The organism is Halorubrum yunnanense, from assembly GCF_026586675.1.
Taxonomy (GTDB): Archaea; Halobacteriota; Halobacteria; order Halobacteriales; family Haloferacaceae; genus Halorubrum; species Halorubrum yunnanense.
On record NZ_JAODIX010000049.1, the window covers coordinates 16,855 to 29,959 of the forward strand.

Here is a 13,105-nt window from a genome sequence, read left to right on the forward strand (position 1 = left end):
GCCCCAACGACGCCGCCCCCCCCGACGAATGACGGCAGCGTTTTCCTCTCGCACCTCCTCGCGCCCGTATGGCCCGACGTCTGCTGCTCGGCTGTAGCGCGGTCGGGAACACGCTCGTCGAACGCACCCGCGAGGAGCGCGGCGAGCTCGTCGCGATCACCGACGACACCGGATGGGCGTCGACGCTCCGCGACCGCAACGTCGCCACCGTCGAGGCCGACCCCACCGACGCGTCGGCGTACCCCGACCGCGCCGCGGTCGTACTGGTCGCGAGCGACGACCCGGAGCGCAACGTCGCTGCCGCGGAGGCCGCGCGGGAGCGCTACCCGGACGCGATGATCGTCGCGCACGTCGGCACGAGTCCGACCGCGGCCCAGCAGTCGGCGCTAGAGGCGGTCGCCGACCGCGTCGTCGACCCGGTCGAGGCGATGGCCACGCGCGTCTGCGAGGCGACCGGCGCCGACGGCGACGAGCTCCCGGCCCGGCTGCTGTCGACGCTGCGCGAGCTCTCCGGCCCCCTCCTCGTCGTCGCGCACGATAACCCCGACCCGGACGCCATCGCGAGCGCGATCGGACTGGCGCGGGTCGCGGAGGTCGTCGGCGTCCCCGCGGACCCCTGTTACGGCGGCGAGATCGCCCACCAGGAGAACCGGGCGCTGGTGAACTTGCTCGACCTCTCGCTGTCGACGTTCGACGGGATCGACCCCGACGACTACGACGGGGTCGCGCTCGTCGACCACTCGCGGGCGGGGATCAACGACAGCCTCCCCGAGGGGCACTCCGTCGACATCGTCGTCGACCACCACCCGCCCCGCGGGCCGGTCGCGGGCTCGTTCGTCGACATCCGGCCCGACGTCGGCGCGACGAGCACGCTGATCGAGGAGTACCTCTCGCGGCTCGGCGTCGAGCCGGACCGGGAGCTCGCCACGGCCCTGCTGTACGGGATCCGGATCGACACGAAGGACTTCACCCGGTCGACGTCGATCCCGGACTTCGAGGCCGCGGCGTCGCTGTCGCCGCTCGTCGACGAGTCGACGCTCGAACGCGTCGAGAGCCCGAGCGTCAGCCAGGAGACGCTCCGGGTGCTCGCGAACGCCATCGAGGGGCGGGACGTGCGGGGGTCGACGGTCGCCTCCTGCGTCGGCGAGATCACCGACCGCGACACCCTGGCGCAGGCGTCCGAGCGACTCCTCGACCTGGACGGGATCGCGGTCACGTTCGTCTACGGTTACACGAACGGGGTGATATACGGCTCCGCGCGCTCCCGCGGCGCGGACCTCGACGTGGGCGAGCTGCTCCGCGAGGCGCTCGACCCCGTCGGCTCCGCCGGCGGCCACGCCACGATGGCGGGCGCGCAGGTGCCCCTCGGCATCTTAGAGGAGGTCTCGGAGGCGGAGTCGATGGCGGAGGTCGTCGAGACGTTCGTCTCCGGGCGCTTCTTCGAGGCGCTCGACGACGCGCCGACCCAACCCACGGGGGAGCCACCGGAGTTCCCGACGGAGTGAGAGCGGAGGCGACGGGAGACAACCCACTCGTCGCCGTCTGACAGGCGATCGTCCGCCGGTCGTGTTCGTCCGCCGGTCGTGTTCGTCCGCCGGTCGTGCGGCGAAGGCGCAACGTCGCAACCTACATACTTCGCGACGGCGAAAGTGTACCCATGACCGAGGACATCGTCGACCACCGCCGACTGATAATCGCCGGCACCGGTATTGCGGGCCTCTCCGCCGCGGTCTACGCCGCGCGGTCGAACAACGACCCCCTGCTCATCGAGGGCGACGAGCCGGGCGGCCAGCTCACGCTCACCTCCGAGGTGGAGAACTACCCCGGCTTCCCCGAGGGGATCTCCGGGCCGCAGCTCATCAACGACATGAAGGCGCAGGCGACGAAGTTCGGCGCTGAGACCCGCAACGGGATCATCGAGGACGTCTCGAAGGAGCCCGCGGGGCACTTCCGCGTCGAGCTCACGAGCGGCGACGTCTACACCGCCGACGCCGTCATCGCCGCCTCCGGCGCGAGCGCCCGGACGCTCGGCGTCCCCGGTGAGGACGAGCTGATGGGGTACGGGCTCTCCACCTGCGCGACCTGCGACGGCGCCTTCTTCCGCGGCGAGGACATGCTCGTCGTCGGCGGCGGCGACGCGGCCATGGAGGAGGCGAACTTCCTGACGAAGTTCGCGGACACGGTGTACGTCGCGCACCGCCGCGAGGAGTTCCGCGCGGAGGACGTCTGGATCGACCGGACGATGGAGAAGGTGGCGGACGGCGAGATCGAGCTCCTCCTCAACACCGAGCTCACCGAGATCCACGGCACGCAGGCGGACGGCATCGACCGCGTGACGCTCGTCGAGCACCCGGACGGCCACCCCAAGGAGATGCTGGAGGACCCGGCGACCGCCGACGAGGTCGACGAGTACGACTTCGACGTGGGCGCGGTCTTCTTCGCGATCGGCCACGTCCCGAACACCGACTTCCTGGAGGGGACGGGGATCGAGACCGACGACGAGGGGTACCTCCTCACCGAGGGCGGCCGCGGCGGCGGGCAGACGCGCACGGGCGTCGAGGGGTTATTCGGCGCGGGCGACGTGGTCGACTTCCACTACCAGCAGGCGGCCACGGCCGGCGGGATGGGCGTGCAGGCCGCGCTCGACGCCGACGACTACCTCTCCGAGCGCGAGCGCGCCGGCGAGCTTTATGAGAGCGAGGTCGACGCCGCGGCCGCGGACGACTGATACTCGGGACATCCTGCGGCACCTCATAAAATAGCGTTCGGTCCCGGTTTCGGCGCTTGACGACTGGTTGACCGCGGACCGACCGTTTACTTATAAATGATCGGGTGTGAATCGGCAACGAACACCGCCAAAGCCCCAGTCGCTCGGTTATAAATCGTTGTTCGCAGGTCGGCGGTGAACACCGCCAAAGCCCCAGCCGCGAGGGCGACGCACGCTCGCTGTGCTCCTCGCTCGTTCGCTTCGCTCACTCACTGCGGTGCTTACATCGCCTGCGCCGCCCTCGCGACTGCCCCTTTGAGTCCCACCCGACCGCACAGCACCCGCGCCTCACGCCTCCCCAGCCTCGCGGTTCGCTCGGGGCTCCCTGCGGTCGCCCGCATCGCTCACCGCGTCCCTCGCGCGTGCTGCTCGCGGCCGGCAGGGGCGGCCGCTCGTCGGCACGCGCCACCGCAGTTTATTTATAAACAGTCACTGTGCGCTTCACGACTCGATCTCGACCACGTACCCGTCGGCTTCGAGCGCGTCGACGATGTCGGCGGCGTGTTCGGCGTCGTCGGTCTCCAGCTCGAGCTCGAGCTCGGCGGCGTTGACGGCGACGTCGCGCGAGGTGCGGTCGTGGTGGACCGCGTACACGTTCGCGCCGGTGCGGGCGACGATGCTGGAGACGCGCTCCAGTTCGCCCGGTCGGTCTTTTAAATCGATCGTGATCTTGAGGTACCGTCCCATCTGGACCAGTCCGCGCCGGATCACGGTGCCGAGGCGGTTGAGGTCGATGTTCCCGCCGCAGAGCGCGGCGACGACCGTCTCGCCGTCGTCGTACTCGAACGCCTCCGAGAGGACGGCGGCGAGCGACACCGCGCCGGCGCCCTCCACGAGCGTCTTCGAGCGTTCGAGGAGGAGCGTGAGGGCTAAGGCGATCTCGCGGTCGTCGACGGTGACGACCTCGTCGACGTACGCCGCCATGACCTCGAGGGTCTCCTCGCCGACCGCCCGCGTAGCGATCCCGTCGGCGATCGTGTCGACGCGGTCGATCTCGCGGACCTCGCCCGCCGCCAGGGACTTGGCGGCCGACGCCGCGCCCTCGGCCTGTACCCCGACGACGCGCACGTCGGGGAGCTGCTCTTTGACCGCGACGGCGACGCCCGAGATGAGGCCGCCGCCGCCGATCGGGACGACGACCGTGTCGAGCTCGGAACAGTCGTCGACGATCTCCAGGCCGAGCGTCCCCTGTCCGGCCATCACCACCGAGTCGTTGAAGGCGTGCACGTACGTCCGGTCCTCCTCGCGCTCCAGCTCGTGGGCGTACGCCTGCGCCTCGTCGTAGTCGACACCCTCCAGCCTGACGCTCGCGCCGTACCCGCGGGTGGCCTTCACCTTCGAGACGGGCGCGAACTTCGGCATCACGACGGTGGCGTCGACGCCCGCGCGCTGGGCCGCGAGCGCGACCCCCTGCGCGTGGTTCCCCGCGCTCGCGGTGACGACGCCGGCCTCGCGCTCTGCCTCGGAGAGGGTCGCGATCCGGTTCATCGCGCCGCGGATCTTGAACGCGCCGGTGCGCTGGAGATTCTCCAGCTTGAGGTGGACGTCTGCCCCGCTCATCTCGGAGAAGGTCCGCGACCGCTCCAGGGGCGTGTGACGCGCCGCCCCGTCGACGCGCTCGCGCGCCTCGCGGACGTCGGAGAGGGATAGCATGCGTCCCCGTCGCCGCGCCGACCGCTAATCGGTTCCGGTCCGGCTCGTCTCTCGCGGGTCCCGGTCGCGCGACGGACCGGGCGCTCCGGGTCGAACGGGAACGCGATTGGCGAGCGACCGGCTCGCCGTGCGTGAAAGGGGGGAATGCACGCGTGTGACGTGCACCTGTACGCAGACGGTCTGAATACAAAAAGGTGGGGCTAGCGGAGCGAAAGTGGAACCGCAGGACCGCAGCGCTGTCATCTCTCTGTCAGACGCTTTTTTCGGGGGTCAGCTGCACCCGCACGTCGGCCCGTTCGAGGTACGCCGCGACTCGCTCGCCGAACTCACCGTCGGGACCCGAGGGACCGTCCGGCCACGCCGCGTCCGCGTTGAGGCGGTCGGGGTCGCCCACGTAGACGGCGGCCCGGTCCGGATGCTCCTCCGGCGCTTCGAGGGGGACGCTCGCCCGGTGGTACAACCCGTCTCCGACGCCCTCGTACTCGTCGAGCGCGGTCGTCTCGTCCGTTCGGAGGAGCCGACCGCCGGTCTCCCCGCCCGGCGCGAGCGTCGGGTACCGCCCCTCGACGAGACGGAGCCCCGTCAGGGTCGCCGGACCGACGAAGACGAACGAGTCCAGCACCCCGGCGACGCGGTCGGGCTCGGTCAGCGTCCCGTACACGAACACGTCCATAATCCGTGTGGGTAGTTCGCACGCTTGAAGCTTCGGGCGCCGCCTTCCGTCGCGTTAAGTTAGAGGATGAGGCGCTCGACTTCAGAGTGTCTATGGCCGAAACCGAGCGCCTCAGCGAACGTATCGCGTGGATCGACTTGTCGTTTGTGGAGCGAGATCGAACGCCGCGATGGGCGATTGAAGTAGGGATCCGCTGTCACTTGGCCGGTATGTCATTGCGAGAGGTAAGTAAGCATCTTGAACTGTTTGGGATCAAGCGGAGTCACGTTGCGATCCATAACTGGGTTCATAAGGCCGAACTACAGCCGATCTCGACCGTCTCCGAAGATCAACTCGCGGTTGACGAAAAGATGATCCGCCTCCACGGCCAGAAGTTCTGGCTGTACGGCGCGGTTGATCCGCAGACGAACGAGATCCTTCACGTGAGTCTCTATCCGACCGCAAATAAACAGACGACGCGATGGTTTCTCACCGAGCTCCACCGGCGCTATCAGCTCGATAGCGTGGAATTTCTCGTCGATGACGCAGACTATCTCGGATCAGTTCTCGCTGAAGACGGCTATCGATTTCAAGTCATTCAACATGGAAATCGGAATGCTATCGAACGTGTCTTTTGAGAAATAGAACGACGAACATCATCGTTTGCGAATAGTTTCAGCAATATCGCGCTAGAGACAGCTCAAAATTGGCTCGAAGCCGTCGCCGTCTACCACAATTCACGCCAAACTTAACGCGACCCCGCCTTCGGCCCAAAGGTTTTGATCGCCGCCGCTCTGGGTGGGGGCATGCAACGCCCCCCCGGCCACCTCGTCGTCTCCGGACTCGGGACCGCGCTCCTCGCCGCGGCGGCGGTCCACCACTGGACCGAGCTCGGCACCGTTTCGGGCTCGGTCGGTCCGGCGCTCGCCCTGGCGCTCGACGGCGGGTTCGCGCTCGCGGTGATCTACGCGGGTCGGCGACTCTCGAGAGCCGGCCTCTCGCGTCGCGGGGAGTGGCGGGTCGCGCTGTGGACGGTCGCCGGCTCGGTCACGGCCCTCGCGGGGCTCGGCGCGACGCTGCTCGTCCGCGTCTTCGAGGGGCGGTCCCTCGTCGAGCCGGCGTTCCCGCTCTTGGTCTCCGCGGACTCCGGCGCGCTCGCGGGCGCCGTCGCCGGGTACTACGCCGTGCGGCAGGCGTCGGAGGCCCGCCGCGCCCGGGAGGCGACCCGGGCGGTGTCGTTCGTCAACCACCTGCTGCGTCACGACCTCCGCAACGACCTCGCGACGATCCAGGGGTACGCCGACCTCGACGGCGACGCTGGCGACCCCGACCACCGAGCGGTCATCTCCCGCAAGGCACAGGAGGGGCTCGACCGGATCGAGGCGACGAGCGGGATCGCGGACACCCTCCTCGGCGACGCGACGCTCCGACCGATGGACCTCGCGAACACGGCGCGTGAAGCCCTTGACGACGTCGACCGCGCGCGGGACGTCACCGTCGAGGCCGACCTCGACGAGCCGGCGCCCGTCGAGGCCACCGACGGCCTCCGGTCGGTCGTGGACAACCTCGTCGAAAACGCCGTCGAACACGCCGGGCCGGGGGCGCTCGTCCGCGTCGCCGTCCGCGTCGGCCCCGAGACGGTCACCCTCGCCGTCGCCGACGATGGTCCCGGGATCCCGCCGGGCAAACGCGACGCGCTCTTCGACGCCGAGAACGACGTTGGCGGGCTCCAGATCGTCGACGCGCTCGTCGACGCCTACGGCGGACGCGTCTCGGTCGCCGACTCCGAACTCGGGGGCGCTCTGTTCGAGGTCACGCTCCCGCGCCGGGAGCCGACGCCGGGGGACGGTCAATCGGCGACCTCGACCGCCTCCGACACGTAAAAGCCGCGTACGGCCCTCTCGCGTGACACATGGACCTCCCGCGGCTGCGCGACGTCTGGCGGCGCGTCTTCGCGCTCGCGTGGCCCGTCATGGCCGAACAGACGTTCCGCACCGCGATGCGGACGACCGACGTGCTCGTCACCGCGCTGTTTTCGCCGGCCGCGGTCGTCGCCGTCGGCCTCGCCGACCTCTACGCCAGGTTCCCGCTCCGGATCGGCCTCGGCCTCGGGGGCGGCGCGATCGCGCTCTCCTCGCAGGACACGGGGGCTGACGCGACCGGGAACCGCGACGAGGCGGTGACGCAGGCGATCCTGATCGGCGCGATCGCCGGGCTCCCGTTCGCGCTCTTCGGCCTCCGGTTCGGCGAGCTCGCGATCGACGCCTTCGGGCGGCTGGTCGGCGAGGGGACCGCGCCGGAGGTCGTCGCTCTCGGCTCGACGTACCTCGCCATCGTCTTCGCGACCGCGCCAGCCCGTCACGTCGCGCTCGTCGGCGCCCGCGCGCTGCAGGGGACGGGGGACACCCGGACGCCGATGTACGTCAACGTCGCCGCCAACACGCTCAACATCGCCGGCTCCGTCGCGCTCGGGCTCGGGCTGTTCGGGCTCCCGCGGCTCGAGGTCGTCGGCGTCGGGCTGGCGACCGCGGGCGCAAACGTGCTCACCGCGGGCCTCCTCTGTCTCGCGATCTGGGGCCCATGGACGGAGGCGGACTTCGCGCGCCCCCGCGACCTCACGATCGCCGGCCAGCTCCTCCGCGTGAGCGCGCCGCGGGTGGCCGAGGGGTTCGGCTCGGAGCTCGCCGAGTTCCCGTTCAACGCCCTCCTCCTGGGCTTCGGCGAGGCGGTCAACGCCGGCTTCCAGATCGGCCGGCGGGCCTACCAGCAGGTGACCGGGCCCCTCTCTCGGGGGTACAACGTGGCCGCCTCGGTGCTCGTCGGGCAGGCACTCGGCGCCGGCGACCCGGACGAGGCCCGGTTCAACGGGTGGGCGGTCGCCGGGCTCGGCGTGCTCACGGTCGGGGCGATCGGCGTCGGACTCGTCGCCGCGGCGCCGCGCCTCGTCCCCCTGTTCACCGACGACGCGCCGACGATCCGCTACGCCGTCGAGTTCGCTCGCGTCTACGGGGTCGCCGGGGCCGCGCTCGCGTGCTTCTCCGCGCTCTCCGGCTCGCTGCAGGGCGCGAGCGAGACGCGGATCCCGCTGGTCGCGAGGGTGTCGGGGATGTTCGGGCTGTTTCTCGGTGCCTCGTGGCTGCTCGGTCGGACGGCAGGCCTCGGCCCGACCGGCGCGTACGTCGGCGTCTCGCTCGCGTACGCGTGGATGGCGCTCGTTGTCATCGCCGGCTTCCGGTACTCCGGCTGGGCCGGACGGGCCGCGGAGTTGATGGCGGCGCGCGGTAGCCAGCCCGACGCCGAGGTTGATGAGGCCGAGGAGGCGGCGACGGACTGACTCCGGACGCGCTGACCGACCGCGCGCCGCACGGACCCGCGACACGGCGACCGTTAAGTGTCGGACGACCCAACCGTTCCGCATGGATCTGTCATCCGCCGTCACCGCCACGGCCTCCACCCTCCGGCGGCGCCCCGCTGACCTGATCCCGTTCTACCTCCTCGGAACGGCGGTCCCCGTCATCGCTCGGGTCGGGCTGTTCACCGCCCTCGCCGGCGTCTACCTCCACTTCGAGCTCACGGGTCGGCTCGCGACCGCCCGCGAGTCGCTCGCGGGACTCGACTTGACGCCGCCTGACACGCAGGACCCCGAGGCGCTGCGGGCGTGGAGCGAGTCGCTCGCCCCGGCGCTCGAACCCCTCACGTCGCCGACCGCGATCGCCCTCGTTCTGGCCGGCACGGCGGCGACCGCGACGATCGCGATCCTGACCTACGCCGCGGTCTCGGCCGGCCAGATGTCCGCCGTCGTCGCCCGGCTCCGGAGCGAACGCGGGCTCACCGCGGGCATCGCCGGCGTTCGGGACCGCTGGCTCACGTTCCTCGGCGTCTACGTCGCCGAGCTCCTCTGTTGGCTCGCCGTCTTCCTCCTCGGTGGGATCGCGATCAGCGCCGCGTTCGTCGTCAACCCGTTCCTCGGGGCCGCGGCCGCCCTGCTCGTCCTGCTCGTCGGACTCGTCGCGCTCCTGCTCGTCCGGACCGTCTTCGCGTTCGCTCCCGCCGCCGTCGTCGTCGACGACGCGGGCGCGATCGCCGCCGTGGAGGGGGCGGGCGAGTTCGTTCGGTCGAACCCGGCGGACGCCGCCGCGTACCTCGTCGTCGCTGTCGGGGTCCTCGTCGCGATCTCCTCGGCCGCTTCGGCGCTGGCGTTCCTCGGCGGCGGCGCCGTAGTCGCGCTCGTCAGCGCGGTCGTCGCCGCGCCCGCGCTCGACCTGCTCAAGACCCTCCTCTACGGCGACCACCGCGGGTCCGTCGACCCCCTCCACTCGCCCGAGGCGAGCCTCCGCGCGCAGCTGTCCGGGGGCGTCCGCCGCGGGTGGCGCGAGATGACCGCGTTCGTCCGCCGGACGCCGGGCCTGCACGCGCTCGCCGTCGGCGTCGGCGTCGGGTTCGGGGCGCTCGGATGGCTCGCCGTCGACCCGTTCGTCGGCGCGATCACGACCTCTATCGAGGGGCGTCTCGTCGGTCACATCCCGCCCGTGGCGGCGCTCAACTTCTTCGGCAACAACTGGTCGGTCGCGATCGCGACGTCGCTCTCGGGGGTCGCCCTCGCGGTGCCGGCGCTCTCGTCGGTCGCGTTCAACGGGTTCGCGCTCGGCGCCACGGCCGCGCTCGAGGAGAACCTCGTCGCGCTCGCGGCGTTCGTCGTCCCTCACGGGATCCTCGAGATCCCGGCGCTGTTCGTCTCCGGGGCCCTCGGGATCCACCTCGGGAGCGTCTCGTGGCGGACCCTCCGCGGGCACCGCTCCCGCGACGAGTTCGCCGACGCGCTGGAAGGCGCGTTCTGGGTGTTGATCGGCGTCGGGGTGTTGGTCGCCGTCGCCGCGTTCGTCGAGGGGTTCGTGAGTCCGTACTACTGGCGGCCGTTCCTCTAACTCCCGGTGCCGGACGCTCGGAACCTGCCCTCGTTGGCCCTGTCCCCGCCCGTACGTTCAAGTCGCTCCGCCGCGAATCCTGACCCGTATGACACGACGCGATCCCTTCGACGAGATCGAGGAACTGCTCGAACGGATGGGCCGGGAGTTCGAGGACCTCGGCGGCACGCTCGACACGCCCGGCGGCCCCCAATTCCCCGGCGCTCGAGACGTCGACGTCGACGTGATCGAAGACGAGGATTCGATCACGGTCCTCGCCGACCTCCCGGGCTTCGAGGAAGACGACATCGACGTCGAGCTGCGCGAGGAGTCGCTGTCGATCGCGGCGGCCCGCGAGGCGGAGCACGAGGCCGAAGTCGCGGACGGCGACGACGCGGAGAGCGATGACGCGGGCGACTCGAACGTGCGGTATCACCGCCACGAGCGCCGGTCGCGGTCCGTCTCGCGACGGGTCCCGCTCGTCGAGCCGGTGGAGCGCGACGGCGCGACCGCCTCCTACGAGAACGGGGTTCTCACCGTCACGCTGCCGAAGCGGTCGGAGAGCGGCGGCGGCCACAGCATCGACGTGAGCTGAGCCACCGGTTCTCCTCGGGCCCGCCTCGATCTCCTCGCCGTCCGTGCCGCGAGATAATTGCTATGAACGGACACACCCTCTTCGACGAGGTCGAGCAGTTCGTCGGCCGCAACCCGTTCGACGTCGATCGGGCGTGGGGCCGAGGCGCCCGGACCATCGACGTCGACGACGCCCTCGAAAGCCACCGGATCGACGTGGAGTAGCGGTTCGGCGCGCCCCCCGTTTTCTACTGCGCTCGCTTCTCGGCGTCGCCGCCGACACTTTCTCTACCGTGCCCTTGCTAGAACTACGCATGGACGACCCGAACGGACCGAACTCCAGGGGCGATCCGGAGCGCGAGGAGCGTTCGGACTTCGCGGCCGCCCGCCGAGGGCTCGTCGGCGAACTCCGCGAGCGCCTCGACGCGAGCGAGCGCACGCTGTCGGCCATCCAGGCCGTGCCGCGACACGAGTTCGTTCCCGAGGAACGGCGCTCCCGCGCCTACGCCGACCGCCCGCTCCCCATCGGTCACGACCAGACGATCAGCGCGCCGCACATGGTCGCGGTGATGGCAGACCTCCTCGATCCGGACCGCGGCGACCGCGTCCTCGAAGTCGGCACCGGCTGCGGCTACCACGCCGCCGTGCTCGTCGAGCTCGTCGGGCCGGGAACCGTCTACAGTGCGGAGTACGTCCCCGAACTCGCCGCCGCCGCCCGCGAGCGTCTCGACCGCCTCGGGTACGAGGTGACCGTGCGAGCCGGTGACGGCCGCGAGGCGTTCCCCGACGAGGCGCCGTTCGACGCGGCGTCCGTGGCGTGCGCACCGACCGGTGGCGTTCCCGACCCGATCGTCGATCAGGTCCGGACCGGCGGCCGGATCGTCGCCCCGGTCGAAGACGACGGACTCCTCGCCCGGGGCGGTCAGCGGCTGGTGCGCCTGACGGTCCGCGAGGACGGCGTCGACCGCGAGGACCACGGCGGCGTCCGGTTCGTGCCGATGCGCTGACGGCTCCCGGTGCCGCGGCGAACGAGCGGTTTTAGGCGACCGAGCACCGAGTCCAGCCATGGATGAGGCGTCGCTGCGGGCCGACATGATCGAGGGGCTCGAACACGAACTCGGCGAGCCGCTCGGCGCCGCCGTGCTGACGGCCCTCCAGCGAATTCCGCGAGAAACGTTCGTCGACGACTCCCCGTACGCGAACAGCGCGAGCGACGAGGCCGGGACCCGTGTTCTCGCCCCGGCGACGGCGGTCCGCCTGATCACCGCGCTGGACGCCGCCGAGGGCGACGACGTCCTCGTGGTCGGCGCCGGCGTCGGCTACTCGGTGGCGATGCTCGCCGAGATCGCGGGCGCGAGGCACGTTCACGCGGTCGACATCGACCGCGAGGCCGTCTCGATAGCGCGCTCGAACCTCTCTGCGGCGGGCTACGACGCCGTCCTCGTCGACCGCCGAGACGGCGCCAACGGGCTGCCGGAGTACGCGCCCTACGACCGGATCCTCCTGGAGACGGCAGTCCTCGAACCCCCACGTGCTCTCAGAGAGCAGCTCGCCGACGGCGGGCGGCTCGTCTACCCGCGGGGGAACGCGGTCCAGACCGTCGCGGCGATCGAGGCGGCGCCCGACGCCGGAGCGGAACCGGACGACGATGACGCCCCGACCGGGTTCCGCACCGTCGAGACCGCCGGTCCGACCCGTCTCCAGCCGATGCTCGTCGACGGGGAGCAACGCGGTGTGGAGCGGAATCGCACCCGCCGCGAGGACGCGGAGCGAGCCGAACAGGGGCACTTCGCGCGGCACGGCTGGGAGCAGGAGTGGATCGACTGGGACGACCGGCTCTGACTGCGCCCCCCGCGGCGACCCTTCTGCCCTCCCGCTCCGTCACTCCTCCACGACCAGAACCGCCGTGTTCTCCCGCTCGTCGACGTAGTCGCCTTCGGCCGGCGGCTTGACCTCCACCGTGAGCGTGCCGTCCGGCTGGTTCGGTCCGAGCTCGGGCGCGACGTTGACCGCCGCGACGCCCTCCTCGTTCGTCTCTGCCGTCGCGACCCCGTCGATCTGCGCCGACCCGCTGCGGACGAGCACCGTCGCGTCGGCGACCCGGGCGCCGTCGGGATCGATGACGGAGACGTCGATGGACTGCTCGCCGGGCGTCGTCACCTCCGGTTGCGGCTCCGCATCCACCTCTGTCGCGGCGAGGCCCTCGATGTCCCCGATCATTCCCATCATCACGCTGAGGCTGGCGACGCCGACGACGAGGGCGATCACCAGCCTGACGGGTAATCCCTCGATTGCGCGGCTGTCCGTGCGGAACGATCGGCGGTTCGCGGTGCGTCCGTCGCGCTTCGGGTCGGACATACGCCCCGCTGGCCGCGGTATCACTCATAAACGATCGCACCGACGGAGGCGTCTCCGGCGGGTTTCTCCGGTCGCGTTAAGTTTGGCGTGAATTGTGGTAGACGGCGAAGGCTTCGAGCCAGTTTTGAGTGCTCTGTTGAAGAGCGATCTTATCAGCCAATATCACGGGTTTAGAAGGGTGAAGCCGAGGAAATCGAA

General features: G+C 70.7%; 12 protein-coding genes and 1 pseudogene. 10 read left to right on the forward strand and 3 right to left on the reverse strand.

Translation table 11 applies throughout. The features are described from left to right. The first annotated feature begins 68 nt into the window (after positions 1–68). Positions 69–1,505, forward strand: a complete 1,437-nt coding sequence (locus tag N5096_RS11685; RefSeq protein WP_267664911.1) for a DHH family phosphoesterase — start codon at positions 69–71, stop codon at positions 1,503–1,505. Positions 1,506–1,657: 152 nt separating this feature from the next. Next, positions 1,658–2,728, forward strand: a complete 1,071-nt coding sequence (locus N5096_RS11690) for an NAD(P)/FAD-dependent oxidoreductase (RefSeq protein WP_267664913.1) — start codon at positions 1,658–1,660, stop codon at positions 2,726–2,728. 480 nt (positions 2,729–3,208) lie between these two features. Here the strand turns inward: N5096_RS11690 and ilvA are convergent, their stop codons facing one another. Both ilvA and N5096_RS11700 read right to left on the reverse strand, forming a co-directional pair. Next, positions 3,209–4,420 (reverse strand): threonine ammonia-lyase, encoded by a 1,212-nt coding sequence (gene ilvA / locus N5096_RS11695; protein ID WP_267664915.1) that lies wholly within the window; start codon positions 4,418–4,420, stop codon positions 3,209–3,211. Between the two features lie 250 nt (positions 4,421–4,670). Continuing rightward, complete coding sequence (locus N5096_RS11700; RefSeq protein ID WP_267664917.1) at positions 4,671–5,093, reverse strand: gamma-glutamylcyclotransferase family protein; 423 nt, start codon at positions 5,091–5,093, stop codon at positions 4,671–4,673. Between the two features lie 92 nt (positions 5,094–5,185). Here N5096_RS11700 and N5096_RS11705 point away from each other — a divergent pair. From N5096_RS11705 to N5096_RS11740, 8 genes and pseudogenes are all read left to right on the forward strand, one after another. After that, positions 5,186–5,824, forward strand: a pseudogene (locus tag N5096_RS11705) (IS6 family transposase). Positions 5,825–5,878: 54 nt separating this feature from the next. Further along, a complete protein-coding gene (locus tag N5096_RS11710) occupies positions 5,879–6,955 on the forward strand; it encodes an ATP-binding protein (RefSeq protein ID WP_267664919.1) in 1,077 nt (358 codons plus the stop codon). Positions 6,956–6,984: 29 nt separating this feature from the next. Beyond that, complete coding sequence (locus tag N5096_RS11715) at positions 6,985–8,406, forward strand: MATE family efflux transporter (protein WP_267664921.1); 1,422 nt, start codon at positions 6,985–6,987, stop codon at positions 8,404–8,406. Positions 8,407–8,488: 82 nt separating this feature from the next. Beyond that, entirely contained in the window at positions 8,489–9,997 is a 1,509-nt protein-coding gene (locus tag N5096_RS11720) for a stage II sporulation protein M (protein ID WP_267664923.1), read from the forward strand. A gap of 88 nt (positions 9,998–10,085) precedes the next feature. Then, a complete protein-coding gene (locus N5096_RS11725) occupies positions 10,086–10,571 on the forward strand; it encodes an Hsp20/alpha crystallin family protein (protein WP_267664925.1) in 486 nt (161 codons plus the stop codon). Between the two features lie 62 nt (positions 10,572–10,633). Continuing rightward, positions 10,634–10,774 (forward strand): hypothetical protein, encoded by a 141-nt coding sequence (locus N5096_RS11730; RefSeq protein ID WP_267664926.1) that lies wholly within the window; start codon positions 10,634–10,636, stop codon positions 10,772–10,774. An 89-nt stretch (positions 10,775–10,863) separates the two neighbouring features. After that, positions 10,864–11,556: a protein-L-isoaspartate(D-aspartate) O-methyltransferase gene (locus N5096_RS11735; RefSeq protein WP_267664927.1), complete on the forward strand. Its 693-nt coding sequence runs from the start codon at positions 10,864–10,866 to the stop codon at positions 11,554–11,556. 58 nt (positions 11,557–11,614) lie between these two features. Continuing rightward, entirely contained in the window at positions 11,615–12,391 is a 777-nt protein-coding gene (locus N5096_RS11740) for a protein-L-isoaspartate O-methyltransferase family protein (protein WP_267664928.1), read from the forward strand. 39 nt (positions 12,392–12,430) lie between these two features. Here N5096_RS11740 and N5096_RS11745 read toward each other — a convergent pair whose 3' ends face one another. Further along, positions 12,431–12,907, reverse strand: a complete 477-nt coding sequence (locus N5096_RS11745; RefSeq protein WP_267664929.1) for a DUF7382 domain-containing protein — start codon at positions 12,905–12,907, stop codon at positions 12,431–12,433. Between the last annotated feature and the right edge of the window lie 198 nt (positions 12,908–13,105).

Excerpts from the sequence above, each read along its gene's own strand:
- N5096_RS11720 (WP_267664923.1), top strand. The coding sequence starts at position 8,489 with ATGGATCTGTCATCCGCCGTCACCGCCACGGCCTCCACCCTCCGGCGG.
- N5096_RS11745 (WP_267664929.1), bottom strand. The coding sequence starts at position 12,907 with ATGTCCGACCCGAAGCGCGACGGACGCACCGCGAACCGCCGATCGTTC.
- N5096_RS11715 (WP_267664921.1), top strand. The coding sequence starts at position 6,985 with ATGGACCTCCCGCGGCTGCGCGACGTCTGGCGGCGCGTCTTCGCGCTC.
- N5096_RS11740 (WP_267664928.1), top strand. The coding sequence starts at position 11,615 with ATGGATGAGGCGTCGCTGCGGGCCGACATGATCGAGGGGCTCGAACAC.
- N5096_RS11700 (WP_267664917.1), bottom strand. The coding sequence starts at position 5,093 with ATGGACGTGTTCGTGTACGGGACGCTGACCGAGCCCGACCGCGTCGCC.
- N5096_RS11710 (WP_267664919.1), top strand. The coding sequence starts at position 5,879 with ATGCAACGCCCCCCCGGCCACCTCGTCGTCTCCGGACTCGGGACCGCG.
- ilvA (WP_267664915.1), bottom strand. The coding sequence starts at position 4,420 with ATGCTATCCCTCTCCGACGTCCGCGAGGCGCGCGAGCGCGTCGACGGG.
- N5096_RS11685 (WP_267664911.1), top strand. The coding sequence starts at position 69 with ATGGCCCGACGTCTGCTGCTCGGCTGTAGCGCGGTCGGGAACACGCTC.
- N5096_RS11735 (WP_267664927.1), top strand. The coding sequence starts at position 10,864 with ATGGACGACCCGAACGGACCGAACTCCAGGGGCGATCCGGAGCGCGAG.
- N5096_RS11730 (WP_267664926.1), top strand. The coding sequence starts at position 10,634 with ATGAACGGACACACCCTCTTCGACGAGGTCGAGCAGTTCGTCGGCCGC.
- N5096_RS11725 (WP_267664925.1), top strand. The coding sequence starts at position 10,086 with ATGACACGACGCGATCCCTTCGACGAGATCGAGGAACTGCTCGAACGG.
- N5096_RS11690 (WP_267664913.1), top strand. The coding sequence starts at position 1,658 with ATGACCGAGGACATCGTCGACCACCGCCGACTGATAATCGCCGGCACC.